We start from the raw sequence: 26,822 nt of genomic DNA on the forward strand, positions 1-26,822 counted from the left end.
CGGTTTTCTGCGGTAGTATGCCCAAAACAGAATGAATTTCTATTGTATACTTGTCGACAACTTAGAGCGTGCAATAAGAAACGGAGGAAGGGAGGACTACGATAAGTTAATCCTCCGGGAAACTCAGATGCAGCGTCCGGCGGGAATCATCGAAATATTGCTGAACCGCCGTTTGAATCCGGTCCTGATCCAAGGATTCCATCTCTTGAATAAGCCGGATATGCTTGTCCGTTACATATCGGAGCTTGGAGGCACCTCCGCTGAACACCTGCCGGGTTGTGATCAGCATGACCGTCATCACAATCGGGCGGATGCTCTTCCATAAATGAAGGATCCGCTTATGATTCGCCTCGGTTATGATGCGCTCGTGGAAGCTCAGATCCTGATAGGAATACTCGATCGGATCCACATGCTTGGCGGCAAGCTCCATCCGGTCGACAATTTGCCGAAGCTGGCGGATCAATTCCGGCTGCTGCCGCGCAAAAACCTCTCCTTGCACGAAGCTTTCAATAAGATACCGCACATCGTACAGCTCTTCGACGTCTTTAAGGGAAAGGCCCATGACAACAGCGCCCATGCGCTCCAACTGAATCAAGCCCTCGCTGGACAGCGTTTTCATCGCTTCGCGAACAGGGGATCGGCTGGTGCCGAACTCGCCTGCGATCCGGTTCTCCGAAATGACTTCCCCGCGCTTGATCGTGCCGCTAATGATCTGCAGCCTTAACTCGCTCGCAATGGCCTCGCCAAGCGAAGCTCCCTGCAGCCAGGCCGATGGGTATTTCATAGACTGATTCTCCAATCCGGTTAACTAGTAATCATCCTCTTTCGTGGTAATCATACCACAGGAAAAGTTCCGGATTCCATTCATGATGCCGTTTTTCCCCGGATGTTATCCAGGCTATGAAGACGCTTGCTAAAACGCGGATGGAGAAGCGGATTATTCCGACTTCTCGACCGCATGGCCGCCGAATTCATTGCGAAGCGCTGCCACGACTTTTCCATGAAACGTATCTTGATCCAGCGAGCGATAACGCATAAACAGGGAGAGAGCGATAACCGGTGCACTTGCCTGAACCTCGAGCGCCGTTTCGACGGTCCATTTGCCTTCGCCGGAGGAATGCATGACACCTTTGATGCCTTCCAGCTTCGGATCTTTGGAGAAAGCGTTCTGCGTGAGCTCCATGAGCCAGCTGCGGATGACGGAACCGTTCGACCATACCCGGGCAACATCCTCGTAATTGTAGTCAAAGGCGCTCTTTTCCAACACTTCAAATCCTTCGGCAATGGACTGCATCATCCCGTATTCGATCCCGTTATGGACCATTTTGAGGAAATGTCCGCTGCCGCTTTCGCCGGCGTAAAGATAGCCGTTCTCGACAGCCATGTCCTTGAACAGGGGTTCGATGCGGCTGAATACCTCGCGGTTGCCGCCGATCATAAAGCAGCCTCCGTTATGGGCACCTTCCATGCCGCCGGACGTGCCGGCATCGAAATAATAAATTCCTTGCTCCGACAAACGGGTTGCCCGGGCAATGGAATCCTTATAATGAGAGTTGCCGCCGTCAATCAGAATATCGCCCTGGGCAAGAAGAGGGGATAGCGAATCAATGACCGAATCCACAATCTTACCGGCAGGAACCATCATCCATATGATACGGGGCGAATCCAGCTTCGCCACCAGTTCTTCAGTCGAAGCGGTGCCTTCGGCCCCATAACCGGCAGCCTTGCTCACCAGATCGGCATTCAAATCGTACGCGACAACCTCATGCTGATGATGAATCAGGTTCTGGACCAGATTGAGACCCATTTTCCCAAGGCCGATCATGCCTATTTTCATAATATGATGCAGCTCCTTCTTAGATGTATACTTGTATACAACTTAAATTCAATTATTTATACTACTCCTTTATGGCGCCGGTGTAAACCGGCGAGGCGTCGCCCGATCAAGGTCCGAAAAACGCCAATAGTTCTATTCACAGACGGTTTCAATAGGTTATCCCCATGTGGATAAATCAAAACTAGCAATAAACGCTACATGTGGAAAACTTAAGCTTCCTAAAAAGGCAAAGTTTGATTTGACTTTTAGGCCTGATCGTGATTAAATGTAAAAAGGCATTTTCTGTGAAGATAAAGGACATCATCCGCAATCACTGCGGTCTGTTATCAAGAGATGCGTCGATGGACGACGACTTGGCGGTCTGTCTTCCGTGAAAGTGCGTCGGTAGACGTTTAATCTTAAAATACGTATGAGAGATTCCTGTAAGGGGGTGCATTAGATCATGAGACCAACATTCAAACCGAATGTGAGCAAGCGCAAGAAGGTGCACGGCTTCCGCAAAAGAATGAGCACGAAGAACGGACGCAAAGTATTGGCTAGCCGCCGTCAAAAAGGAAGAAAAGTACTTAGCGCTTAATACTGTGCCGAAGACCACCGAGGTGGTCTTTTTTTCGTAATATCTCCTGTTTGATGAAGGGTGGGGTAAATGCCGACCTGTATTAGATCACTTAGGAGGCCCTTCGTGTATGTGATGTTGTTTGCGTTTACCGTCGTACCGGCATGACTATACTATATATAGGAAGCGATGCCCGGAGGCGGAGAATGTCGTTTAATGAATTTGATTATCGGTCAGGCAGGGAGAGACTTGTGCATAGAAAACTTCGTTTACGGAACCGCGCGGACTTCAGCCGGGTATATCGGCACGGAAAGTCCTTTGCCAATCATCAGTTTGTCTTGTATTGGTCGCGTAAAAAAGAGGTAGAGCAGTTTCGCGTCGGCGTATCGTGCAGCAAGAAGATCGGAAATGCCGTCGTACGCAACCGGATGAGACGTGTGGTGAAGGAGATTGTCCGGCACCATCAGCATGAGATCGTGGAGCATATCGACTTGATCTTCATTGTCCGAAAGGGAGCGCTGGGCAAGTCGTATCAGGAGCTTGAAAAAAGCGTGCTGCATGTTCTGCGGAAATCCTCGCTTTTGAAACCGAAAAAGGGCTGAACGCTTGTGTTTATTTGTCCATATAAATATGTTATGATTTACCGTGGAATGGCAATGGCGAAGAGAGGGGTTTTGAAGTGTCGTTCATGAAGACAAGACGAGGAAAATGGTTCCTCCTCGCCGCTGTAATACTCGCAGTGGCGGTTATATCAGGTTGTGCGCCTGGAGCTGACCAAACGCGTTCCATCGAAGACTTGAAAAATGGCGGCTTTTGGCAGAGCAACGTTGTTTACTACTTTACCTTGGCACTTGATACGTTTGCTACATGGTTTAACGGTGAATACGGATTATCTGTCCTTGTAATGGTGCTTATCGTCCGTACATTGATCCTGCCGCTGACCTTGAAGCAGGTCAGAAGCTCTAAGGCCATGCAGGCGATCCAGCCTGAGGTTCAGAAGATCCGTGAGAAATATAAAGACAATCCTGAGAAAATGCAGATGGAAACGATGAAGCTTTTCCAGGAGAACAAGGTCAATCCGATGGCGGGCTGCTTGCCGCTGCTCGTTCAAATGCCGATTTTTATCGCACTCTATCATTCGATCTACTATAATGGACTTCTTCGTGAGCACGAGTTCTTGTGGATGCAGCTCGGTGAGCCGGACAAGCTGTTCATCCTGCCGGTATTGGCAGCAGCCACGACGTATTTGCAAACGAAGATGATGATGAAGATGAACCCGTCTCCACAGATGGGGATGATGCAGTTTATGCTGTTCGTGTATCCGATTTTGATCTTTGTCATGTCCTTTCAGTTTCCTGCTGCGCTTCCGCTGTACTGGTTCTACAGTAACCTGTACACGATCGTGCAGAACTACTTCTTGTACCGCAACAATGACAAGGCAGCTGTAACGGCAAGCGTTGCCAGCGCGACCCAAGGTCAAAAGAGCAATAAATCCGGGAACAAGAGCGGTCATAAAGGCGGGAAAAAGGGTTCGAAAGGAGCCAAAAAGTCGAGATGAGTAAAATCGTCGCAACAGGAAAAACCATTGAAGAAGCTGTCGCACAAGGGCTGGCCCGCTTGGGTGTAAGTCAGGATCGTGTATCGGTTCAAATATTGAGTCAGCCATCAAGAGGATTCCTGGGCCTGTTCGGGGTCAAGGAAGCGAAAGTTGAACTAACGCTCCTGCCTGAACGCGCCGGCGGCGAATCACACCATCCGATGACTCCTTCGTCCCATCAGTCGGCACCTGCCGCAGAGGTGAAGGTATCACATGCCTCGAGCGCGCCGGCACCATCCGCCGTGGCAACGATGGAAGAGAGCCGCACGGAAGCCGCTGAGGCGAAGAAGGACCCTTATGAGGAAGCCATCAGCTTCCTTCGCGAGACGGGACAGGCCATGGGGCTGGATATCTCGGTCGAGCAGGAAAAGGGGAAAGATTTCACGACGCTTCATATTTCCGGCGCGGGTCTCGGGCTGATGATCGGCCGCAGAGGCCAGACGCTGGACGCCCTTCAGTATCTGGCGAACATCGTGGCGAATCGTTATTCGGACAGTTACCTTCGCATCGTTCTGGATGCGGAGAACTTCAGGGAACGCCGCAAGAAGACGCTGGAGGATCTGGCCGACCGGCTTGCCGGACGGGTCCTGAAGAGCCGCAAGGAGATTGTGTTGGAGCCGATGCCGGCCGCAGAGCGGAAGGTCATCCATGCCAGACTGCAATCCCACGGCGGCGTGAAGACGTACAGCAAAGGCGAAGAGCCGAATCGCAGAGTGGTCATCACTCCGAAATCGTCGTAAGCCTTAATCAGAAGAGTATATGTTGATCAATGACTCCTTAAGCTTGTTAAAGGGAGTCATTGTTTTTTACCAAGATACAGTTTTGGGGCGCATCAGTCGGGCGATTGTTCGAGCTACAGCTTGGTGCAGCCGTTATACGCCCGAGGAGGGCGTTATCGAAGAGGAGATACAGCGAGTTGCAGAATGCATAGGGTATGAATCTGCACCCGTTCTAAATAGAAAGAGGTGAATACAGCATGTATAGCGATACAATTGCAGCCATTTCTACGGCCGTCGGTGAAGGCGGGATCGCGATTATTCGCGTCAGCGGACCGGACGCCGTGACGGAAGTGGAGCGTATATTTAAGAGTAAGCGTAAGCTGAGCCAGGTGGAATCCCATACGGTCCACTACGGCCATATTGTAGATCCGCAGACCAGGGAGAATCTTGAAGAGGTGCTTGTTACGGTCATGCGGGCGCCCCGGTCGTTCACGACCGAGGATGTGGTTGAGATCAGCGCCCACGGCGGGGTCATCTCGGTAAAAAGGGTAATGGATCTGCTGCTGCAGCTGAACATCCGTCTTGCCGAGCCGGGGGAGTTTACGAAGCGGGCCTTCCTGAATGGCCGTATCGATTTGTCCCAGGCTGAGGCAGTCATTGACCTGATCCGTTCGAAATCGGATCGTGCTTTCTCGGTGGCGTTGAAGCAGGTGGAGGGGACCTTGTCCCGGAAAATCAAGGAGCTTCGTCATACGCTGGTGGAAACCTTGGCCCACATCGAGGTGAACATCGATTATCCCGAGCATGACGTGGAATCTTTGACGGCAGACTTCATTAAAGAGAAGAGCAGTCAAGTGATGGGCGAGATCGACAAGCTGCTGAAGACGGCCCAGGAAGGGAAAATTTTGCGGGAAGGCATCACGACAGCGATTGTCGGGCGTCCGAACGTAGGGAAATCCTCGCTGCTCAATACGCTGGCGCAAGACAATAAGGCGATCGTAACGGATATTCCGGGCACGACGCGCGACGTGATCGAGGAATATGTGACGATCAACAATATTCCGCTGAAGCTGCTGGATACGGCCGGAATCCGCGAAACGATGGACGTGGTCGAGCAGATCGGCGTCGAGCGTTCCCGGCATGCGGTGAACGAGGCCGATTTGATTTTGCTCGTCCTGAATGCCAGCGAGCCGCTGCATCAGGATGAACTGGAATTGATGGAACAAATACGCGGTAGACAATGTATCGTCATTATGAATAAAATGGACTTACCGTCTCAGCTCGATAAGGATGTGCTGAACCGGTATGTTCCGGATGAATTGATCGTTCCGATGTCCGTGAAGGCACAGGAGGGCATTGATCGGCTGGAGGAGGCCATCTCGAATTTGTTCTTCAGCGGCCGAATCGAAGGCGGGGATCTGACGTATGTCAGCAATGTGCGGCATATTGCCCTGTTGAAAAAAGCGAAGCAGTCGCTTCAGGATGCTTATGAAGCGGCCGATCAGCTCATCCCGATCGATATGATCCAGATCGATGTGCGGCTCGCTTGGGAGCAGCTTGGCGAAATCCTGGGCGAAGCCGTTGGCGATTCACTGATTGACCAGATTTTCTCGCAGTTCTGTCTGGGCAAGTAATCGCTGGAGGATAATTTGTTGAAATGGAAGGAAAATGCGGAGCCGGAGGTTGTGGGTGATTGGGGTGACCGGATATTCTTCCGCAATTCTTGGTCTCCATTACCATCGTTTTTCTTCTATAATAAGCGATAAGCTGCAGGTTGTAGTTTTTTTAGAAGTTCTAAGCTGATCCACAGACATGGTGGAGGCTTTAATATATGAAAACAATATTCGAATAGGAGGGTTAGCCATGAGTTTTATGGGAGGCACGTATGACGTTATTGTCGTCGGTGCAGGACACGCCGGCTGTGAAGCGGCGCTTGCGTCTGCCCGAATGGGTGTCGAAACGTTGATGATCACTATCAACCTGGATATGGTTGCTTTTATGCCCTGCAACCCGTCGATTGGCGGTCCGGCCAAAGGACATGTCGTTCGCGAGATTGACGCGCTTGGCGGGGAAATGGGACGCAATATTGACAAAACCTTTATTCAAATGCGGATGCTGAATACAGGAAAAGGACCGGCGGTGCATGCATTGCGTGCGCAAGCCGATAAATTCTCCTATCAGCACACGATGAAAGAAACGCTCGAGAAGGAAGAGAAGCTCACGCTTCGTCAAGGCATGGTTGACCGCCTCATCGTCGAAGACGGCGTCTGCGTAGGCGTTGTGACACAGACCGGTACGGAATACCGCGCCAAAGCTGTCGTCGTGACGACAGGCACGTACCTGCGCGGCAAAGTTATTATGGGCGAGCTGACGTACGAGAGCGGACCGAATAATCAACAGCCATCGGTGAAGCTGGCGGAGAACCTTCGCGAGCTCGGCTTTGACCTCGTCCGCTTTAAAACAGGAACTCCTCCGCGGGTTCATAAGGATACGATTGATTTTTCCAAAACGGAAATTCAACCGGGTGATGAAAATCCTAAGTTTTTCTCGTACGAAACGAAATCGTCGGATAACGAACAACTTCCATGCTGGCTGACGTACACGTCGGTGGATACGCACCAAATTATTAATGATAATCTGCACCGTGCGCCGATGTATTCGGGTCTTATCGAAGGCACCGGACCACGCTACTGTCCTTCGATTGAGGATAAAGTTGTTCGGTTTGCCGACAAATCGAAGCATCAGATTTTCCTGGAGCCGGAAGGCAAAAATACGAAGGAATATTATGTGCAAGGGCTATCCACCAGCATGCCGGAAGATGTACAGCTGGCCATGCTCCGTTCCATTCCAGGGATGGAGAAAGTGGAATTGATGCGCAATGGTTATGCTATTGAGTATGACGCGATCGTTCCGACGCAGCTGTGGCCAACGCTGGAGACGAAGAAGCTTCCGGGGCTGTTTACGGCAGGTCAGATTAACGGAACATCCGGCTACGAAGAGGCGGCAGGGCAAGGGATTATGGCCGGCATCAATGCCGCCCGCAAAGTGCAAGGGAAAGAACCGGTCATTCTGGACCGTTCGCAAGGCTACATCGGCGTAATGATCGATGATTTGGTGACGAAGGGAACCAATGAGCCTTATCGCTTGCTGACTTCCCGTGCCGAATACCGTTTGCTGCTCCGCCATGACAATGCGGATCTGCGCTTGACCGAAATCGGTCATGACATCGGCCTGATCTCGGAAGAGCGGTATGCAAATTTCCTGCGCAAAAAAGAACTGGTCGAGCAGGAAATTGAGCGGCTCCGTCAAGCAAAGGTGAAGCCGGTTGAGGTAAATCCGATGCTGGAAGCAGCCGGTTCGGCTTCTATCCAGGACGGAAGCAATCTGCTCACCATCCTTCGCCGTCCGGAAGTGACGTTTGCGATGATCGAGTCGATTTCACCGTCTCCTTATGAATTGGATGAGGAAATGAAGGAGCAGGTTGAAATTCAAGTCAAATATGCCGGTTATATCGAGAAGCAGCTGGGTCATGTGGAGCGCCTGCAGAAGATGGAGAAGAAACGGATTCCGGAAGACATCGTCTACGATGATATTCACGGTTTGGCCATCGAAGCTCGTCAGAAGCTGAACAAAATCCGCCCGATCTCCATTGGGCAAGCATCCCGGATCAGTGGCGTCACACCGGCGGATATTTCGATACTGCTTGTGTATCTTGAGCACTATAACCGGGTAACCGCAGCGAAAGGATAAGGTATGGACGATATCCAGAAGTCATTTGTTGAACGGCTGCAGCAGCAAGGCATCGCGATAGATGATCGGCAGCTTCATCAGTTTGAGCAATATTATGAGCTGCTAGTGGAATGGAACGAGAAGATGAACCTGACCGGGATCACTGAGCGGGATCAAGTATATACCAAGCATTTTTACGACTCGCTTACGCTTGCGTTCTACGTAAAGATGCCCGACATCGGAAATATGGCCGACATCGGGTCCGGTGCAGGCTTCCCGGGGATTCCGCTCAAAATCGCGTTCCCCCATTTGAATCTGACTATTGTAGATTCACTTAATAAGCGCATCACCTTTTTGAAGCATGTGGTGGAGACGTTGGGCTTGGAGCAGGTTGAACTGATCCACGGCCGGGCGGAAGAGGTAGCCCGCAAGCAGGGATACCGGGACGGATTCGACCTGGTTACTGCCCGAGCGGTAGCCCGAATGGCGGTACTAAATGAATTCTGTCTACCGTTTACGAAGGTGGGAGGGAGGTTCGCGGCAATGAAAGGCAGCGACCCCTCGGAGGAAATCCAGGAAGCCGCTCGCAGCCTGAAAGAGCTAAGAGGCTCCCTGAACCAAGTTTACTCATTCTCGCTTCCGATTGAGGAATCGGACCGCCACATCGTCATTATCGACAAGAAGGGCGCTACCCCGGCCAAATACCCGCGCAAAGCGGGGACAGCGGCCAAATCTCCGCTCTAAGAGGTCTTGTGGCATGCTGGGGATGCGCAAAGCGATGATCAGAGATGTTTGCTTATTGGATTGGATGGTTGGTCAAGTTGCAGGGGCATAGTCACATTATTGATGGCGTGAAATTTGCAGCATCGTTCAGACGGCATCCGTGAAGGTAAATGTAAAGAAGGACCCAAGGCGGGTCCTTCTTTTTTGTGCTATGGTATGATTTAGAACAAATCAAGGATTTAAGGATCCAAGGATGTATTTTTTGGCGTTTTATAATCTGGTGTGCCGCCACATACCAAGAGTCATTATTTTATATATACCGATTTCACACAGCATATTTTCACACCCCGTATCCTCAATTGTAAGAACAGCTAGTGCAAAATCAGTTGCTAGCTTAGCTGCAAGATCAATTATAAGACCAGCTATAAATCATCATTAAAGTAGTCAGTTACAGATCAGTTCGTTAGAGATCCATAATCCATGAAACAACGAGTTATTCTAACGTGCCTGAGACGTTCCGACTAACGGCCCAAGACAATCGCCGGTTGAACGGCCGGAACCAACGCATTCAATGAGAAGCGGCCATGCTGGGCCATCAGCTCGAGAATCTGTTCAAGTTAAACCCTATACATTAATTGCTTTCATGGAATTTGCGGTTATAAAAGGCCATGGGCAGACTCTGTTTTTAAATTCTAGACTTTGTTGGTTTGCATGCACTAGCGTGCTCTCCAAGAGCTTATAAAAGTGACTACGATCCGCTAGTTGGTAGAAATTATGCAAATGTTTCACGTGAAACATTTGATAGGGGGGGAGTGGAGTTGATCATAGGCAAAAATAAGGTGACTAACATGGTGCAGGAAGTATGAAGAATGAAGTATGAAGAATGAAGTATGAAGAATGAAGTATGAAGGATAGGAGTATAAAGCATAAAATTTGAAGCCTGATAGCATATTGCTTTACCAAAGCAAAACCTATTTGCATGCGTGATGGTTGACGCCCATTTCCAGCCTTAAATGGCATGGCGGGCATTACGCAGTCGGCATGGAACATTTTTGGGAAAACCCATTGTAGAGGAACGAAACTTCTACTTATGAAGGAATTCACAAAAACTATGAATCTACCTTACCAATCACTTAGGATAAAAACCGACTATGCCTTTATTCAAATAGGAAGGTATGAGTGTTATTGTTTTGTGAGATTTCACATAAATGAGTGCTAATCAAAACGAGAAATGCAGGAAAAAAGGTGATTTTGGAGAATAGAGTTATAGAACAAAAAGTGGTAGAATAGAATCGTAGCATTATACAAGCAGGCGGGCTGACTTAGCCCGTTCTTTGATGGGCACCGAAAGGTTCGATCAAGGTGATTCGCCCATCCTTGCTTCGTGCAGACGAACGGCTACCACACAGCGACGGAGAATAGCTGTTGAGACAGCGATGTCCATTTGTTGAAGGCGGTCCTATTCACGATGGTTTGCTGCACGAGTAGAGGTATAGATCTATTCTTGTTAGATATTCAATGTAATGACATCATGATATTACCTCCTGTTGTATCTTTCAAGAATTAGTCGTGTTGAATGCGGCTTTTCAGAGAAGTGCGCCCAGCGAAGATGATGATGGCGTTGGTTCTCAATTTGCATGAAGTATGTTTTTGCAGGGAAATGCCTGGCTCTATTACTACATAAGCGGCTTCCACATATAGGGGATATGGGGTGCCGAGGCTAGCAGTGTAAACTGCAGGGCGGTAGTTTGCCTGCCGGTATTTGCCGGCTCTGATGATTGTCGGGGGCTCATCCATGCTATCATGAAATTAGGTGGTAATATACGGAATGAAAGAACAATTTTCGAAGTTGTTTGGCTTGGCGGCAGAGCGTAACCAAGGGGATGAAGTGAAACAAATCCCGGTCAACGAGGTTGTCAGCAGCCCATACCAGCCGCGGACGATATTTGATGATGAGAAAATTGATGAGTTGCTCCAGACGATTAGAACCCATGGAGTGATTCAACCGATCGTTGTCCGGGTCCGTAACGGCGTGTATGAAATCATTGCCGGGGAACGCCGCTGGCGTGCGGTTAAGAAGCTGGGTCTGGATACGATTCCGGCTATTGTTCGGGAGTTCAACGATTCTCAGGCAGCATCGATTGCCCTGATCGAGAATTTGCAGCGCGAAGGGCTTACTTCAATTGAAGAGGCCGTTGCTTATCAGAAGCTGATCGACCTTCATCAATTAACACAGGAAAGCTTGGCGCAGAGACTTGGCAAGAGCCAGTCGACGATTGCTAACAAAATCCGTCTGCTGCAGCTGCCGGAACCGGTCAAAGCAGCATTAATGGAACGTAAAGTCACGGAACGCCATGCGCGTGCACTGCTTTCTTTGGACAATGAGGAGACCCAACTGAAGGTGTTGGATGAGATCATCACCAAGGAACTGAATGTGAAACAGACGGAGGCGCGCATTGCCTTCTATAAAGAGGTAACAACGATGAAGAAGGCCAAACGGATCTCCTATAGCAAGGACGTTCGTCTAGCACTGAATACGATCCGTCAATCGATTGATATGGTTTCAGGCTCAGGCATGGCCATCAAGACAACAGAGAACGATCATGAAGATCATTATGAAATCGTGATCAAAATACCTAAACGTTAATCGGGTGTAAAGGCGGTATGCATCGTGCCGCTTTTTCTATTGAGCATAAACGAGGTGTTTGAATCCGAGGCTTGTTGCTCCCTGTTTCATTGACTTAAGCGTTAATGGAATTGGGGCATTCCGGGATGATTTCGCTTCAAGTTCGAAAGTAAGCCCTTTACGTTTCGCTGGCACCCTCATATTGGTCGTTTATGAATTCTCGAAATTATCAGCGTTATATCCAATATAAAAAAATGATGCCGGCAATATTCAACCTTCCGATTCAGGAGGGCTGAATCTTGTCGTTATTGACCGGTATCATCCACAGCCAGAAATACAGCTTTCGTTTAAAGATGAAAAGCTTGTATAACTGTATTGCTTTTTTTTCATCGATGAATGACCCGGATCTGCTTATTGATTTGGGGGTGTTCATATGATCTATATCCGGCTCTCGGGCTGTGTATCATCTATTGCGACTACTTAGAAGAGTCTTCCTACATTGAGGTGAAATGAGTGTCTAAAATTATTGCCATAGCAAATCAAAAGGGCGGTGTCGGCAAAACGACGACTTCCGTCAATCTGGGAGCTGGATTGGCTACGCTAGGCAAACGGGTGCTTTTGGTGGATATAGACCCCCAGGGCAACACGACAAGCGGGGTTGGTATTAATAAAGCCGATGTTGCAAATTGCATTTATGATATTATCATCAATGAAGTACACCCGAAGGACGCTATATGTGGGACGAACGTAGAGGGGCTCGACATCATACCGGCAACCATTCAATTGGCTGGCGCGGAGATTGAGCTGGTTCCCACGATCTCCCGTGAAGTGCGTCTTAAGAAATCGCTGCAGCTGATCAAACCCCAATACGATTATATTCTCATTGATTGCCCACCATCGCTCGGGATTTTGACGATTAATTCGTTGACGGCAGCCGATTCGGTCATTATTCCGATTCAGTGTGAGTATTACGCATTGGAAGGGCTTAGCCAGCTGCTGAATACGGTTCGTCTCGTTCAGAAACACCTGAATACATCGCTGAAGATCGAAGGTGTGCTGTTGACGATGCTGGATGCCCGGACCAATCTCGGCATTCAGGTTATTGAAGAAGTGAAGAAGTATTTTCAAGAGAAAGTGTACAGTACGATTATTCCAAGAAATGTTCGTTTGAGTGAAGCGCCATCCCACGGACAATCGATCATGACCTATGATCCTCGTTCAAAGGGAGCGGAAGTATACTTGGAGCTGGCAAAGGAAGTGATCTCGTATGAGTAAACGTTTAGGAAAAGGGCTGGATGCGCTTATTCCTTCTTTGTCTATTCATGAGGATGACAAGGTTGTGGAAATTCCGCTGACTCAGTTGCGAGCGAATCCGTACCAGCCGCGCAAGACGTTCAACGATGAAGCTATTCAGGAATTGGCAGAGTCCATCCGGCAGCATGGTGTCATTCAGCCGATTATTGTACGCAGTGTTTTAAAGGGATACGAAATCATCGCCGGAGAGCGTCGGTTCCGGGCATCTCAATATTGCGGCAAAGCGACCATTCCTGCCGTAGTCCGTTCATTCAGTGATCAGCAGGTAATGGAAATAGCATTGATCGAGAACCTGCAGCGGGAGAATCTGAACGCGATGGAAATCGCAGTGGCTTATCAAGGGTTGATGGAACAATTTTCCTTAACGCAAGAGGAGCTGTCGCTAAAGGTCGGGAAATCCCGTTCGCATATCGCTAACTTTCTTCGGTTGCTGTCTCTTCCGGAGGAAGTGAAGGAAAATGTTTCACGTGGAACATTGTCTATGGGACACGCAAGAGCGATCGTCGGAATTAAAGATCCGGTGCTTGTGAAGCAGCTGGCTAAGCAATGCGTGGAACAGGAGTGGAGTGTCCGCGAATTGGAGGAGGCCGTTAAGAACCTGGATCGTAAACCAGTTGACAAGAGTAAGGTTAAAACGAAGAAGAAAGATCCGTATATTGACCATCTTGAGGAAAGCTTGAGAGAAAGGTTCAAGACGACGGTGAAAATCAAGCATAACAAAGATAAGGGGAAAATCGAGCTGAATTATTACAGCAAACAGGACTTGGAACGCTTGCTGGAGATGCTCCAATAATTCGGTAATAGTTATCAAAATTGCAAATAATTCAGGTGCAGGATCCTGTATAATAGGTGAGCGCCCGTAAGATCGAGAGGACGTGCAACAGAATCGTTGCGTTGTCGTGCTTAAAACCAAAGACATGTCGATGTTCCCGGAGCGGGAAATAGATATGTCTTTGTTTAACCCTATTAGAACGAATGAAATGATATGAATTGTCTTTCTGTGGTAAAAGAAAAGGCGAGAATTTGTTCGTGGGACAAGGTCTTAGGTGAATCGCTGGGCTCGTATGGGAAAGTGTGACGAGTATAGTTATGAACATTGTGGTTGAATGGTCAAGGCTAATGTGTTTGATTTGAGGGAGAACAAGGGTTTCAAAGAAACGTAACTTCGGGTTGAGAAGGAGCGGCGAACGTGGACTCAATCGTTTATCTGGATCATGCAGCAACATCATGGCCGAAACCTCCCGAAGTGTTGGAAGCAATGAGAGTGTCGATGGAGGAGGCTGCAGCCAATCCCGGACGGGGGAGTCATGCCATGGCGGTGAAGGCTTCTCGTGTGTTATATGGGACTAGAAGGGCATTGGCAGCTTTGTTCGGAGTTAAAAATCCTAATGATATCGTGCTCACATCCAATACGACAGAGGCGCTGAATTTAGCGATTAAAGGATACTTGCGAGAAGGAGATCACGTGATTGCAACGATGATCGAACATAATTCCGTGCGTCGCCCGCTGGAATATTTGAAGCGAACGCGGGGAGTGCAGGTAGACTACGTGGCGGTTAATGAAAAAGGAGAGTTGAGGCTGCAGGAGGTGGAGTCGGCTTTTCGCTCAAATACGAAGCTTATCGTCTGCAGTCACAGCTCCAACCTGCTCGGTTCTATTGTTCCGTTGGAAGAGTTAGGGGCGCTCGCGAAGAAGAAAGGCGCTGTCCTTCTCGTAGATGCAGCTCAAAGTGCAGGTGTGCTGGATATCCATGTGGAGGACATGAATATCGGTATGCTCGCTTTCCCCGGACATAAGGGGCTGCTCGGTCCGCAGGGGACAGGAGGACTGTATCTGTCACCTGATATTGATCTGGAGCCGCTTCTGCATGGAGGGACGGGCAGTCAATCGGAGGCGCTGGAACATCCGACGATTCGTCCGGATCGGTACGAAGCGGGGACTCCGAATACCGTCGGCTTCGCAGGCCTTCAGGCTGGAGTGCATAAGGTACAGGAGCTGACGCCAAAGCAGATATACCAGCATGAATGGGAGCTTACACAGGTGTTGATGGAGGGGCTGCTTGCACTGCCATCGATTCGGATACTTGGACCGGGGCAGGGGGAAGCGCGAACCGGAATTGTGGCATTCGTATCGGATACATACAGCGCTTCGGAAATAGCTTTTCGATTAGATCGGGAATACCGGATAGCCGTTCGTTCCGGCTACCATTGTACACCGCTTGCGCATATGGCAGCAGGCACGGATCGGATGGGTGCAGTTAGGACGAGTGTCGGTATAACGACCCGTCCGGAGGAAATTAGCCTTATGCTTCAGGCTATGGCAGAAATTCATGGCTGAGTATAGAGATCAAGATGGAGAAGAGGAAGGAAGAAAGCATGACTGAATTAAATGAATTGATCATGGAACAGCTGCATTGGTTTGTCGTCTTAATGATCATGATCATCTTGATCTTATGGATTACGGTCATCGTTCAAGGGGCAAAGCTTCGGGGGATGCGTCGCCGTTATGATGCTATGATGGCAGGGAGCGGAGTTGAGGATCTGGAAAGCTTGCTGGTTCAATTGAAGGTACAAATGGATGAAATTGAAGAGGGTCATGCCGATCACCAGAAAATGCTCGATTCGATTAACCGAAAGCTGAAAGGAATGAAATCACGGGTTGGCATTGTTCGCTATAATGCATTCGGAGAACGTGGAAACGAAATGAGCTTCTCCCTGGCTATTGTTAGCGATCAAGAGGAAGGGATTGTTCTGACCGGTCTTCATAACCGGGAGAGCTCGTATGTGTATGCCAAGCCGCTCAAAGATGGACAATCCAAATATCCATTGTCTCCGGAGGAGAAAGAGGCACTTACTCTTGCGCTGCAAGAAGGGTAGAACGATGCCATTCCTTGATCCCGGCAAATAGACAGGTTGCAATGATATCAGACAGCCGCATGACTAAGCTTAAACGCGTGTTCTGCAATACGAAGTACTCCATAAAGCCGCCGACATTGACGATGCCAGTTACATGGATATCGCCAACCGGCGGCAATTCTTTATGCACGCCGGCACCAGGTTTGAGCGGTCCATCCGATACCTGAATCGATCCGACGCTGGAGGATTGGCCAAGGCAGGCATCGATGCCGATGACGAAGGGGTTGTCGAATTTCTCATAGATTGCAGTCAGTGTTTCCTTCAAATTCATGGCGTGGACAGGCTCGTCCAATGTACCGTATAGATGGAACAACGGACTATTATAACGTGCCAGAGAGGTGCCGACTAGCGGTCCAAGGCAATCGCCGGTTGAACGGTCAGTGCCGATGCAGACAATGACAAGCGGCCTTTGTTGGACGCGGACATCCGACAGATGGAAGAGCAAGCGATGAATAATGGCAGAGTGAATATCAGGATCGGTATGGGATATTTTCAAGCTCGGGGTATCAGAACGAGACGTTATTTTAGATAGCCTGTTCATAGAATCTTCCTTTCGTCTGCATTTGGTAGTATCAGTATATGGATGAAAGACTGTTTTTATACTTTGCGATGCCATGAAATATTAAGAAGAGGTCCTTTTCAAAATCCCAAAACCAGGCTGAACGGGGAAAGGCTCGGCCGTTCAAGGGCTCAATGCTTGGCTTCATGTTAAAGGTGAATATCGTATATAAATCTCTTAGATGGTGGCAATACAATAATAGAGGGCAGAGGCTTACGTAATAGAGTGGGAAGCGAAGGAAGAGAGGTAAGGAAGTGAATGAACGGCTGGGTGGTTGAATACAAGGCCTGATAGATGGAGGGAGGGATAAAGCCGTGGAGGAAGCCATGCTGATTGCTTTTGATTCCACCCAGCAGGCGCTGCGTGCCGAGATGCTGCTGGAGTATGCGGATATCGAAATTGATTTGTTTCCGACTCCGAAGGAAATTACCGCAGGATGCGCATTGTCGATTCAATTTCCGCCTGATGCGTTAAATGAGGTTCAAGATATCATCAGGCGGGAGCAAGTGGAGATCAGAGGAATATTTGCTCTCAATGACAACCAGATTTATGTGAACATCGAAGATTAGGGAGGAAATAACGAATGAAGGCAATGGGCTATCTGACAGAGAATCCAGCTGATCCAGAAAATTTTGAGCAAATGGGAGAGGAGGCATTGCAGTTGAAAGATCAGATTTGGGCATGGTTAACGAATGAAGTGATGTGGATGCACATTCTTTCGTCCGCTATCCGGGTCATCATCATCTTCATCCTAACTCGGATCGTCATACGTATTGTTTATAAAATGATCGATCGGTTTCTGCTAAGACAGGAAAAAAGCCGGATCCAAGTCAATGCAAGGCGGTTTGTAACGGTAGGGGAGCTGCTGAAAAATGTAACCTCGTTTGTATGTAACTTTGTCATGATCCTGATTATTCTGGCGGAGTTCCAATTCAAGCTTGGTCCGCTATTGGCCGGTGCCGGTGTGTTGGGCCTTGCAATCGGTTTTGGTGCTCAGAGCTTGGTGAAGGACGTTATTACCGGGTTCTTCATTATTTTCGAGGATCAGTTTGCCGTAGGGGACGTCATTAAGAGCGGAGAATACCGGGGGACGGTAGAGGTTATTGGCTTGCGCACGACACGCGTAAGAGGCTTCAACGGAGAAATTTATATTATTCCAAACGGATTAATCACGAGCGTTACGAACTTTTCCCTCTCCAATTCCCTTGCCGTGGTCGATCTGCCGGTCAAGAACGAACAGCAGCTACAAGACACAATCACACTCATTCAGGCTGCGCTCAGCAATATTATGGACCGGTGTCCGGATGTTAAGGGAACGCCGGATGTTTTGGGAATCCAATCGCTGAGCACCTCCGAGTATGTGGTGCGCATTGCTGCCGAATGTAATCCGAACGCGCGGGAAACGGTCGAACGGCGGATTTTAACCGATATTAAGCAAGCCATTGAAGCGCGGGATAAAGGTCAGGAACGGGCCCAGGCTTGATCATGTCGGCATCCGATGATATATAATAGATAAGATGTGATTGATTACGGAGGAGCGGTAGCGATGGAGCGTAAGGTATTTCAACTAGGGGATATCGTACAGATGAAGAAGCCGCATCCTTGCGGGAATAATGAGATGGAAATTATCCGCATGGGGATGGATATCCGGATCAAGTGTACGAAGTGCCAGCATAGTGTGCTGATACCGAGAGCCAAATTCGAGAAAAATATGAAGAAGGTGCTGAGGTCAGCTCAGGAGCAGGAAGGGGCAGAGGAGGCGTAACCATTTCGCGCCTTCAGCCTCTTTAGGTTAAATGGCTATTGGATCGGTGTTTCAGGATCGAATAAGAACAGGTATTGACCAAGCCTTATTTTCATGATATAATCAATTCTGCTGTGGAAAGGTACCCAAGAGGCCCAAGGGGGCTGACTCGAAATCAGCTAGGCGTCGCAAGGCGTGCGTGGGTTCGAATCCCACCCTTTCCGCCACCATACGTAAAGTCCCGCCATTACGCGGTTTTCAATACGATATGTGAAGCGCAAGCTGTTCGAAATACATACGTTAAGGCGCTAGCTGATTACGAAACGCCTAACTGATTCCGGAATACTCTCTACGTGTTATCGCGTAGGGGGTATTTTTTCGTTTATGGATAAAAGAACCGGTCGTAAAACGGTGGGGACGCGGCAACCGATCGATAATGTAGCGTTACCTTCTTATACGCTGCAGGAGGCCGTCGACTTCGTTGTTAAAATAAAGCGCGCCAACAACTTAAAGGAGCGGACGATTAGCGGCTACGTACAAAATATGAATTACTTTATCGAGTGGGTTGCGGAACACTACGGCGAAATAACAGTACGCGAGGTAACGGCCGATCTATTGCGTGAGTATGTTTTATGGTGCGCGACGGATAAGGAATACTACGCAGGTCATCCGTTTAAAGCGGAGTTTGAGAAGGGGAAGCGTGGACTCTCGCCGGCATCAGTAAACGTCCGGATCCGCGTTTTAAAGACGTTCTTTTCAGTATTGTACGAGGAAGAGGTAATCGAGCGCAATCCGGCCGCTAACGTCTCCCTAATGCGTCAGGATGTCGATACGGTTACGCCTCTAAGCGATGATGAGTTGCGTCGGTTTATGAAGGCGCCAGATCAACGACAATGGGCGCAGTGGAGGGATTACGTTATTATGACGTTGATTCTGGACACAGGCATTCGTCTCGGCGAGATTTGCGCGTTAGAAAAGTCGGAAATAGATTTCGTGAGAAAATCGATCACGTTGCCGGCATCGAAGAATAAGAATCGCAAGTCGAGGACGCTTCCGTTATCGACTGAGACTGCGCGTTTATTAAAGCAGCTTATAAGGGAAACGGAATCGAGCTTTGATACTACATATGTATTTACGACAAATTATGGCGAGCAACTAAGTGAGAAGACGATTCAGAAGTCGTTCGATAACTACGCGGCAAAGGCGAAGCTTGGCAGGTCAGTATCCCCTCATGTGCTGCGTCATAACTTTGCGACGATGGCCGCTGAGAACGGAATGTCGATATTCCACCTACAAAAGTTAATGGGGCATGCAGACATCGCCACAACGCGAAAATACGTCCAAATTAGCGAGGGAAGCCTGGCGGACGAACATAAGCGCTACAGCCCGCTAACACGCCTTACAAGCCGCAAGGGAGGCCGTTAATATGACGAAACCCTCTGGCGGCATTGTCCGCGTCTCCAAGCGTGAGAGCGGCTACGCGATCATTGATCCGTTCTTCTTATCGGACGAGCGTCTCTCCTGGAAAGCGAAGGGACTTCTCGCGTATTTACTCTCTAAGCCGTCAAACTGGCGCGTATTCACTTCCGATCTGGTTAAACGGTCAAAGGACGGTCGAGATGCGGTGTATTCCGCGATTAAGGAACTCGAATCCTGCGGCTATGTTGAGCGCCGGCAGACACGTGATGAATCGCAGAAAATCACCGGCATGGAGACCGTTATATATGAGCGGCCTATCATTGACGATCCAGGTCCGGATTCCCCGCAAACGGAAATTCCGTACGTGGAAAAACCGCAAACGGAAAAGTCGCCACAAGTAATTAATGATTTTAATAATAATGACTTTAAGAAAGAAGGTAATAAGAGCGCGGATAACGCGATCCTTCACGCGCTGGCTAAAGCGTTGCATAAACTGCCGCTAAACGATACCGCAAGTCTTTACGACCACTATTTCGAGGATATATACGCGATGCTGACGCGTAGATTTAGTGGGCGATTAGAGGCGGAGGTTATTGCGCTGGCTGCCGATCGGTATTTCGCCAAGGCCGTTGATCTCCGGACGGGATTGCCAAAGCCAGACGTTTATTCTCCGGTGGGGATTTTCCACGAGTGCTATGCGGAAGCGCTGGCGGAGTGGGAGGCGCGGAAATTTAAAAGAAAATATGTATAGTCGACGGATTTTTTGCTAAGGCACATCACCCAAAACATGCTAGAATATATACTGTGAGGTAAGCGGCTCGGGTGGTGAGTCTTTGAATAAGAATTTACTATCTTTGATATTTACCGCAATGACATTCGTAGTAGTATTGTTCGGTGTTATTATTGATTTAATCGCATTGACGAAAAAATAAGAGTAGCCCGCATACCTCCGCCAAGAGATGAGCTACCCTTATATAAAGTAATTAGCAATTACCCTTACCTCACACATTACTATGGGAGATAACAGTATAACGATATTCCGATATCGTCAATTTTATTTTACACCTGTGAAGGTAACGTTACAACAATTTGTTTATGTTTACTTAATTGCGTTTGGTCTCGCGGCATTGTTTTTCCGCAATACATATCGTTATAGAAACGAGTGATAAACGATTAAGTATCCCGCAATTTTTACATACGCAGACGACGGCATCTCCGTAGAGTTTCCGGACCTTCCAGGCGCACTAACCTGCGGAGACGATGACGCCGAAGCGCTACACATGGCGAAGGATTGTCTCGCGCTGCATCTCTACGGTATGGAGACGGATGGTGACGAGATACCTGAACCGACGGACGCTGCGGATATCGTTGTTGGCGCGGACCAAAAGGTAGTTATTATCGAGGTATGATCGATGGTTTAGTATAGGAGCGAAGTCATGGAAAAGAAGCCCGTTCTCAACGAACAATTGTTTCAGTTTTTAATGCAGTTTGAGAAATCCATTGAGCAGGGAAAAGTTGTTACAAGTTTATAACTTGTGGAAGCATTTAAGAGGTCTGGATATGATAGAACGGAATTTGATTCCTTTAAAAAGTCCAGGTCTAGTGCAATGTGGTGGGCGTTGCGGCAGAGTGGAAAGTGGATAATGCTTAAAAAAGGAGTTTATAGGAAAATTGATTAAGGACCGTCACCGCTAACCTGGCGGTCTTTTTCTTGCGGACAACTTTGTCGCAATATGGTAAAATTTCGGATATGGGACGATTTATGAAGCCGCTAACTGCGGATATACATTTTTATACCGCGATGCTAGATCAGACGCCTATTGCCGTGTTTATTTCGGACGAGCTGGTCGGTTGCGGCCGGATTCAGGAGATTACGGAGAATAGCGTCAAGGTTGGAGATGCGCGGTATCTTCGCGAGAATTGTAAGTTTAAATATGCAGTATAGGAGAGACCGCTTTGTTCAAGGACGAATCTAAACTTAATAAATATCTACTTACTATCTTTTTAATATTAGCTACGACTTGTATGTTTTTTATTCTTATCGCATACATAATTGCTTTTATACCTTATGTTAAAATTAACGAGTGGGACCTTCTAGCCTTTATCGGTTCAATGGTAGTCGCAGTAATCACTATATTAGGTATTAGAGTACCTCTTCTTAATCAGAAAAAAGAGCAATTAATAGTAAAATACGAAAATGAGCTTAAACAATTGCATCGAGTTAACAATAATGATATGAGATACATTCTGAAAGTTGAAAGCGAAAAAATTCTTGACATCGAAACGGATGAAGTTGACAGACATTCTACTCTTCAACTGCATGCTGACTATTTAAATGACTATATCAACAGCCTTAACGGGTTCATCCCATCTCTAATAGAATCTTTAGATTGGGACTTCTACCAAAAATTCGAAGAGAAATATTCTTCATTAGGCGGGTTTTCCTTCTACTATGATGGGCTAGAGATTAACTATTTGACTACGCAGCGTTTCGGGTTACTTGAAGAGAAAATAAACAATTATTTAAAAATCGCGGTAGAACTGCAGACGTTATTATTGGACTATCAAAAGATTGTGCATCAGAAGTACGACGAAATAAAAAATAAACCTGTTTTCTTCAAATTATAAACTCCGTAAACACCGGACTCCGCAGCATTCCCGACCGCGTCCAGTTCCGCATTTTCACACGCGCACGAATCCGCGGCTCCACATACACGAAATTGCGGTCTTCACCGGTAATAAGTGGCTTTACAACGTTATAAAACGCCTTCTTATGCGTAGGATTTGCGCCTAGCTCGATAATACCGGCTGGGCGCATTTTTGCGTTGTCTAACGTCGGTACAGCCGCCAACCAACCGAACTCCTCTTTTCGATATCCCGTTATAAATACGTCCGCGTACGACCAATTAATGACCTTCCGCCAACTATCCGATCGCCGCCCCGTTTCATATACGCTATCCTTCCGCTTACCTACTACGCCCTCCATGCCGCGCGCCTCGATCTGCTCGTATAGCGCCTCTCCTGCGCCTTCAATATACGGAACAAAGCCGAAGCTTGCCGACGGTAACGGTACTTGCGCGAGTATTTCCTTGCGTTTCATAAGCGACAGCCGGCGCAAATCACGGCCGTTATATTGCAGTACGTCGAAAATGACGAAGGTGGCCGGTTGTGAAACGGATAATGCCGCAATTTTATCGGCCTTCTTCGCCTGGAATCGCGTCATGACGGCCTCAAAATCCGAGTTGCCGGTCGCCGGATCAACGCATGCAATCTCGCCGTCTAAAACGATGTCGTACGGAAATAAGGCGCCGGTTGAACCGTTAATCTCGGGATACTGGCGCGTACAATCGTTGTTATGGCGCGTGTATAGGCGGACGACTCCATTCTGTTGCGAGTATATCAAGCGGTGGCCGTCGATCTTAGGTTCGAATATAAAACGCGAGTCTGAGAACGGACCAGGCGCGGTTGCAAGTAACATCGGGTCAATAAACATAGTAACGCCTCCTTACCGCATTATAGCGCTAGTTAGCGAGTGAAAGAGGCGGTAAGTTATGTCATTGTATTGAAAGGGGAACATATGTTCTTATATAATTGATGGAGGACAGAGTCAGCTATGATTGGAGGACGATTCGAATGACTACACGTAAAAAGTTAGAGGGTAACGGACTGTGGGAGTCAAGTCGCATGATGTTGCCGGAACACAAGGAGGCAATAATCCGTTATCAACACGAAGAAGGGCGGAGATCGAGACCAACTCTCGATTCTCAGGAGATGGAACTAATTGAGCGTGCACTAGCAGAGTCGTTTAACAAACAGTGCGCAATTACATTAACGATATACGATGAATACGAAGATATTAAATTGAGTGGGATTGTAACATCGCTGAATACTCACAGGCGAGAAATTAAATTTGCAATAGGGACTGAAGATTGGGAATGGATAAAAGTAGATGAAATCATTTCAGTTAGATAATAAACCGTTAACCGCCTCCGTTTTGGTAGGCGTTTTTGGTTCAGCTAAGTCCGCGTATGTTAACGATCAATGGGATTTCCGTTGTTGAGGAGAAAATAACGCATTGAAACGCAAAGTAAACGCAGTCTGACGCGAGATTGACGATGGATTCGCAATAACAAACGAATATAACACGAATTAATAACGAAGTCAATAAAAAATTCGTGATAAAATTACGAAGGTATGATAATATTCAATTCAAGAAAAAATAAGGAGGTATTAAGTATTGTCAGAAAAGAAAAAGAAAAACTCGGAGGAAAATTACGAACCAAGAAAAAAGAGAAAGAAGACTCCTTACGACGAGGAAAACATACCCACTGCTTTTAGGCTTCGAAAACAAAACAAGGCTCCGTTGGAATGGGCTAGCCAAATGAAAAAGAGGAACAAGTCTCGTGTGATAAATGATGCCTTGGAACATTATTTTTTATATTTGTTAGGTGAGGCAGCTATGAAAAAGTACAACGAAGAAGATATGCAAGAAAAAAAGTTAATCTAAACCCAAAATTGCCCCACCGGCGGTGTGCTGGAGGGGCTTTCGTTTATATTCGCTTAAACATCGCAGTATCCCGCGAGTAATGTGTTCTTACGCCGCTCTCAACGTTACGGACACGCACGTAATCGGCCGTGTACCGATCGATAATTCCGCGTTCGACTTCGAAATACTCACCGGACGGATCTTCTTCCCAAACGGATACGAGTGTTTCCGACAGGGCAGCCGCGAAGAAATGGACATCCTGCGATAAATCACGCGTTATCATTCGGATGAACCTCGATGTACTCGATTAAATCGCCAGGCAATACCTTAAGACTTCGGCAAAGGGCGTCTAACGTTGGAAAGTCTATCCGCGTATTCGCATTTGTTGCCAGGGCTTTGATGGTGTTCCGGTTTATCCCCGACATTTCAACTATATCTTTTTGATTCAATCCACGTTCATTCATTATTTTGTCGAGCGAGAATCTTATCATGAAAAATTCCTCCAAAAAATCAAATTAACCCGTTGACAATACCAATCAAGGTGTGTAAAGTAGTAATCAAGTCAACTAGTTTACATGTTGAAAAGTGAACTAAGATACATTACGTATATGGTACCAAATCGTTTCAGATTATTCAATTAGGAGGAATAAAGAATGCAATCAACAATCGAAGTCTACCGCGGACCACACGCGCCATCCCTCGAAATTACCGTCACGCCCGACCTATATCCGATCGGCTACCGCTATTCCCGACGCGATAACCGTGCCATTCTCGTATGGACACCGGAGCGCGGCGCACGCCAGGAAATCGACGTTCACGTCCGTGTGCTGGCGTCAGTTTTACCGACCACCGCCGCAGGCATACTTGAGGGGTTTACCGAAGGATGCACGGAGGTGTCCGATTTACAGCTCCACCGACTAGGGTTCTTTACGGGGGTGATTTACAATGCAAGCAACGGTTAACAATGGTCTTTCGCGCTCGCATCGCACGACCACTCGTCGAATAAGCCGCAGAACCCAACGAAATTTGATTCGCGGCCTGGCCTGGTTTATCGCAATGGTGATTCGGGAGGTACTCGCATGATTCTCGATCGCGTGCCGCTGCTACTCGTCTATACGCCGTCTGAATCCGAGATGGTGGACGCATGGATCGTACACACCGAACCGACCACCGCTATGTATGAAGTTGATGGCGCGCTATGGATCGCTCGTGTCGCGCCTCAGAACGACTATTACGTATGGACCGACGATGCGCCGCCCGTCATCATATCGCAGGATAAGGGGCCGGACGCTATTCCGGAGATCCGTGCCGAGTTGGAACGTACCAGCGCTTTGCATTTCCTATGTCGCGACGTACTTGATACTGGCGTCGACGTTGAGTTTTCGTTATGATTTCCGCCCTCGATGATGCCGGCCGCGCGAACGGCTGATGAGCGGAGAGGAGTTCGTGTATGATCGGCCCAGGTTCGAAGTTTTATCGGTCGCGGCGCCAAACGTGACCACCGTCCGTATCTCTTCCGCGGCAACGGTTGAGAATCGCCATGCGGACACTTTTTCGTCTGATTTGCGCCAACAAGTCGGAGAACAATCGCGATATGAGAGTTTGCAGGCTCTCCCGGACAGTATTGCGAATATCCTCGCTAGCAGGCTGAGTGGGGAGGCAATTGAGGATAAGGCGGCAACCTTGTCCTCTTTTGTTTATTAATACGAGGGAACAAACGTTTGGTTTCGGGTTTTTGTCCCGATTTTTAAAATTTTTGTCCCAATATCATATGAAAGTGTGCGAGCTACGTCCGGCGCTTTCTATAAAACGATAGGATGCGGGAGTGTCCGATGGGTTATTGTTCGCGGAAAATTTTGCGCCAGGATGTACGGTACCCGATTGGCTTACGTCTCAGTTAATAGAGGCAGCGAAATAATTTTTAAAAGTGTGCGAAAGCTGGGTCGAGATGGAACATGTTTAGTAGGAAAACAAATTCAAACGAAAAGGGAGACGATGAGAAATGAAAATCAACGGAAGCGACGGAAATAAAAGAAAAAAGCATACCCTCGTACAGTCAAGAGAAGAGCTTTTAGCCAGAGAACTGCCTCATGATCCTGATTTATTGGAAATGTATCTTAATCAACAACGCGAAAAATTTATCCAAGCAAGTGAAGCAGAGTGGGCAGTAATTGCATGCCATCTGCGTGAGGATCGTTTGAATTGCGGCATATCTCTAGCTGATGCAGCAACTATGACGGGTTTTTCCTCAAGCACATTGAGAAAATTTGAGAAGGGGTCGCCAGTTCGAAACGCAAGGGTTATCGGAAGATCATACGAGATGATGCTACTTATAGAAACCCTACAATCTGAACTTACGAGCGCTTTTCAATACATTGATGAATTGACTATGGAATTAAGAGAGATGAAGTTGTTGGAGAAAGACTAAATCAATTTCATAAACGACACACTTGCTACTCCATTCCGGTATCACTTTTTACTACGTTTCTTTAAGGAAAACGCGAGAAAACCCAATAACGACGCGGCTTTTCAGACACGTTTAGCACTTTTTTGTGATAACCGTTCCGACGCGATTGCTTTTATCGCGGAGGTGAGGA

The 26,822-nt window shown here is 47.9% G+C and carries 31 protein-coding genes and 1 tRNA gene; 26 read left to right on the forward strand and 6 right to left on the reverse strand.

The genetic code is table 11. The annotated features are described in order from the left end of the window. Positions 1 to 106: 106 nt before the first annotated feature. Entirely contained in the window at positions 107 to 784 is a 678-nt protein-coding gene (locus NST44_RS05155) for a GntR family transcriptional regulator (protein ID WP_007129233.1), read from the reverse strand. 153 nt (positions 785 to 937) lie between these two features. Beyond that, positions 938 to 1,837: a phosphogluconate dehydrogenase (NAD(+)-dependent, decarboxylating) gene (gene gnd, locus NST44_RS05160; RefSeq protein WP_007129232.1), complete on the reverse strand. Its 900-nt coding sequence runs from the start codon at positions 1,835 to 1,837 to the stop codon at positions 938 to 940. A gap of 442 nt (positions 1,838 to 2,279) precedes the next feature. Here gnd and rpmH point away from each other — a divergent pair, with 442 nt between their 5' ends. From rpmH to NST44_RS05220, 12 genes are all read left to right on the forward strand, one after another. Then, positions 2,280 to 2,414, forward strand: a complete 135-nt coding sequence (rpmH, locus tag NST44_RS05165; protein ID WP_007129231.1) for a 50S ribosomal protein L34 — start codon at positions 2,280 to 2,282, stop codon at positions 2,412 to 2,414. 230 nt (positions 2,415 to 2,644) lie between these two features. Next, positions 2,645 to 2,995, forward strand: a complete 351-nt coding sequence (gene rnpA, locus NST44_RS05170) for a ribonuclease P protein component (RefSeq protein WP_028406528.1) — start codon at positions 2,645 to 2,647, stop codon at positions 2,993 to 2,995. A gap of 77 nt (positions 2,996 to 3,072) precedes the next feature. Continuing rightward, positions 3,073 to 3,951, forward strand: coding sequence for a YidC/Oxa1 family membrane protein insertase (locus NST44_RS05175; protein WP_007129229.1), 879 nt, complete (start codon positions 3,073 to 3,075; stop codon positions 3,949 to 3,951). Further along, positions 3,948 to 4,730 (forward strand): RNA-binding cell elongation regulator Jag/EloR, encoded by a 783-nt coding sequence (gene jag / locus NST44_RS05180; protein ID WP_007129228.1) that lies wholly within the window; start codon positions 3,948 to 3,950, stop codon positions 4,728 to 4,730. Before NST44_RS05175 ends, jag begins: the two co-directional genes overlap by 4 nt. A 236-nt stretch (positions 4,731 to 4,966) precedes the next feature. Then, positions 4,967 to 6,343 (forward strand): tRNA uridine-5-carboxymethylaminomethyl(34) synthesis GTPase MnmE, encoded by a 1,377-nt coding sequence (mnmE, locus tag NST44_RS05185; RefSeq protein WP_007129227.1) that lies wholly within the window; start codon positions 4,967 to 4,969, stop codon positions 6,341 to 6,343. Between the two features lie 229 nt (positions 6,344 to 6,572). Then, the gene (gene mnmG, locus NST44_RS05190) at positions 6,573 to 8,459 is read left to right on the forward strand and encodes a tRNA uridine-5-carboxymethylaminomethyl(34) synthesis enzyme MnmG (RefSeq protein ID WP_007129226.1); all 1,887 of its coding nucleotides are present in this window, start codon (positions 6,573 to 6,575) and stop codon (positions 8,457 to 8,459) included. Positions 8,460 to 8,462: 3 nt separating this feature from the next. Then, positions 8,463 to 9,182, forward strand: coding sequence for a 16S rRNA (guanine(527)-N(7))-methyltransferase RsmG (gene rsmG / locus NST44_RS05195; protein ID WP_007129225.1), 720 nt, complete (start codon positions 8,463 to 8,465; stop codon positions 9,180 to 9,182). Between the two features lie 1,807 nt (positions 9,183 to 10,989). Beyond that, complete coding sequence (noc, locus tag NST44_RS05200; protein WP_007129224.1) at positions 10,990 to 11,808, forward strand: nucleoid occlusion protein; 819 nt, start codon at positions 10,990 to 10,992, stop codon at positions 11,806 to 11,808. 492 nt (positions 11,809 to 12,300) lie between these two features. Then, positions 12,301 to 13,062 (forward strand): ParA family protein, encoded by a 762-nt coding sequence (locus NST44_RS05205; protein WP_007129223.1) that lies wholly within the window; start codon positions 12,301 to 12,303, stop codon positions 13,060 to 13,062. Next, the gene (locus tag NST44_RS05210; RefSeq protein WP_007129222.1) at positions 13,055 to 13,894 is read left to right on the forward strand and encodes a ParB/RepB/Spo0J family partition protein; all 840 of its coding nucleotides are present in this window, start codon (positions 13,055 to 13,057) and stop codon (positions 13,892 to 13,894) included. Before NST44_RS05205 ends, NST44_RS05210 begins: the two co-directional genes overlap by 8 nt. Before the next feature lie 396 nt (positions 13,895 to 14,290). Next, positions 14,291 to 15,439: an aminotransferase class V-fold PLP-dependent enzyme gene (locus NST44_RS05215; RefSeq protein ID WP_007129221.1), complete on the forward strand. Its 1,149-nt coding sequence runs from the start codon at positions 14,291 to 14,293 to the stop codon at positions 15,437 to 15,439. Positions 15,440 to 15,477: 38 nt separating this feature from the next. Further along, a complete protein-coding gene (locus NST44_RS05220) occupies positions 15,478 to 15,978 on the forward strand; it encodes a DUF4446 family protein (RefSeq protein ID WP_007129220.1) in 501 nt (166 codons plus the stop codon). Here NST44_RS05220 and yyaC read toward each other — a convergent pair. After that, positions 15,953 to 16,558, reverse strand: a complete 606-nt coding sequence (yyaC, locus tag NST44_RS05225) for a spore protease YyaC (RefSeq protein WP_007129219.1) — start codon at positions 16,556 to 16,558, stop codon at positions 15,953 to 15,955. The genes NST44_RS05220 and yyaC overlap by 26 nt on opposite strands. Before the next feature lie 332 nt (positions 16,559 to 16,890). Here yyaC and NST44_RS05230 point away from each other — a divergent pair, with 332 nt between their 5' ends. The 9 genes from NST44_RS05230 to NST44_RS05270 all read left to right on the forward strand — a co-directional run bounded on the left by NST44_RS05230 (position 16,891) and on the right by NST44_RS05270 (position 22,367). Beyond that, entirely contained in the window at positions 16,891 to 17,145 is a 255-nt protein-coding gene (locus NST44_RS05230) for a DUF3343 domain-containing protein (RefSeq protein WP_040738345.1), read from the forward strand. Positions 17,146 to 17,159: 14 nt separating this feature from the next. After that, positions 17,160 to 18,059: a mechanosensitive ion channel family protein gene (locus NST44_RS05235; protein WP_007129217.1), complete on the forward strand. Its 900-nt coding sequence runs from the start codon at positions 17,160 to 17,162 to the stop codon at positions 18,057 to 18,059. A gap of 63 nt (positions 18,060 to 18,122) precedes the next feature. Then, positions 18,123 to 18,341 (forward strand): DUF951 domain-containing protein, encoded by a 219-nt coding sequence (locus NST44_RS05240; protein ID WP_007129216.1) that lies wholly within the window; start codon positions 18,123 to 18,125, stop codon positions 18,339 to 18,341. A 115-nt stretch (positions 18,342 to 18,456) separates the two neighbouring features. Further along, positions 18,457 to 18,547: transfer RNA gene (locus NST44_RS05245), tRNA-Ser, on the forward strand. A 157-nt stretch (positions 18,548 to 18,704) separates the two neighbouring features. Continuing rightward, positions 18,705 to 19,745, forward strand: a complete 1,041-nt coding sequence (locus NST44_RS05250; RefSeq protein ID WP_340898138.1) for a tyrosine-type recombinase/integrase — start codon at positions 18,705 to 18,707, stop codon at positions 19,743 to 19,745. A 1-nt stretch (position 19,746) separates the two neighbouring features. After that, entirely contained in the window at positions 19,747 to 20,490 is a 744-nt protein-coding gene (locus NST44_RS05255) for a helix-turn-helix domain-containing protein (RefSeq protein ID WP_340898140.1), read from the forward strand. A 436-nt stretch (positions 20,491 to 20,926) separates the two neighbouring features. Next, positions 20,927 to 21,148, forward strand: coding sequence for a type II toxin-antitoxin system HicB family antitoxin (locus NST44_RS05260; RefSeq protein ID WP_340901418.1), 222 nt, complete (start codon positions 20,927 to 20,929; stop codon positions 21,146 to 21,148). Between the two features lie 302 nt (positions 21,149 to 21,450). Beyond that, entirely contained in the window at positions 21,451 to 21,684 is a 234-nt protein-coding gene (locus tag NST44_RS05265) for a hypothetical protein (protein ID WP_340898142.1), read from the forward strand. 11 nt (positions 21,685 to 21,695) lie between these two features. Then, on the forward strand, positions 21,696 to 22,367 hold the full coding sequence (locus NST44_RS05270) for a hypothetical protein (protein WP_340898143.1): 672 nt from the start codon (positions 21,696 to 21,698) through the stop codon (positions 22,365 to 22,367). Here NST44_RS05270 and NST44_RS05275 read toward each other — a convergent pair. After that, on the reverse strand, positions 22,357 to 23,232 hold the full coding sequence (locus NST44_RS05275) for an ATP-dependent DNA ligase (RefSeq protein WP_340898145.1): 876 nt from the start codon (positions 23,230 to 23,232) through the stop codon (positions 22,357 to 22,359). The two genes, NST44_RS05270 and NST44_RS05275, sit on opposite strands and share 11 nt — an antisense overlap. A gap of 140 nt (positions 23,233 to 23,372) precedes the next feature. Here NST44_RS05275 and NST44_RS05280 point away from each other — a divergent pair, with 140 nt between their 5' ends. Beyond that, positions 23,373 to 23,711, forward strand: coding sequence for a YolD-like family protein (locus tag NST44_RS05280; RefSeq protein WP_340898146.1), 339 nt, complete (start codon positions 23,373 to 23,375; stop codon positions 23,709 to 23,711). A 265-nt stretch (positions 23,712 to 23,976) separates the two neighbouring features. Beyond that, a complete protein-coding gene (locus tag NST44_RS05285) occupies positions 23,977 to 24,246 on the forward strand; it encodes a hypothetical protein (RefSeq protein ID WP_095397468.1) in 270 nt (89 codons plus the stop codon). 43 nt (positions 24,247 to 24,289) lie between these two features. Here NST44_RS05285 and NST44_RS05290 read toward each other — a convergent pair whose 3' ends face one another. Together NST44_RS05290 and NST44_RS05295 are read right to left on the reverse strand one after the other, a co-directional pair. Further along, positions 24,290 to 24,508, reverse strand: a complete 219-nt coding sequence (locus NST44_RS05290; RefSeq protein ID WP_340898151.1) for a hypothetical protein — start codon at positions 24,506 to 24,508, stop codon at positions 24,290 to 24,292. Then, positions 24,495 to 24,716 carry a helix-turn-helix domain-containing protein gene (locus NST44_RS05295; protein ID WP_340898153.1) on the reverse strand — a complete coding sequence of 74 codons (222 nt, stop codon included), beginning with the start codon at positions 24,714 to 24,716 and terminating at the stop codon, positions 24,495 to 24,497. Before NST44_RS05295 ends, NST44_RS05290 begins: the two co-directional genes overlap by 14 nt. Positions 24,717 to 24,878: 162 nt before the next feature. On the opposite strand from NST44_RS05295, the gene NST44_RS05300 reads away from it, so the two are divergent. From NST44_RS05300 to NST44_RS05310, 3 genes are all read left to right on the forward strand, one after another. Then, positions 24,879 to 25,187: a hypothetical protein gene (locus NST44_RS05300; protein WP_340898156.1), complete on the forward strand. Its 309-nt coding sequence runs from the start codon at positions 24,879 to 24,881 to the stop codon at positions 25,185 to 25,187. Between the two features lie 117 nt (positions 25,188 to 25,304). Next, positions 25,305 to 25,616 carry a hypothetical protein gene (locus NST44_RS05305; RefSeq protein WP_213616545.1) on the forward strand — a complete coding sequence of 104 codons (312 nt, stop codon included), beginning with the start codon at positions 25,305 to 25,307 and terminating at the stop codon, positions 25,614 to 25,616. Positions 25,617 to 26,227: 611 nt separating this feature from the next. Beyond that, positions 26,228 to 26,653 carry a helix-turn-helix domain-containing protein gene (locus tag NST44_RS05310; protein ID WP_340898160.1) on the forward strand — a complete coding sequence of 142 codons (426 nt, stop codon included), beginning with the start codon at positions 26,228 to 26,230 and terminating at the stop codon, positions 26,651 to 26,653. Positions 26,654 to 26,822 lie beyond the last annotated feature (169 nt).

Origin of the sequence: Paenibacillus sp. FSL W8-0919 (assembly GCF_038003785.1) — a bacterium.
GTDB lineage: Bacteria > Bacillota > Bacilli > Paenibacillales > Paenibacillaceae > Paenibacillus_AQ > Paenibacillus_AQ lactis.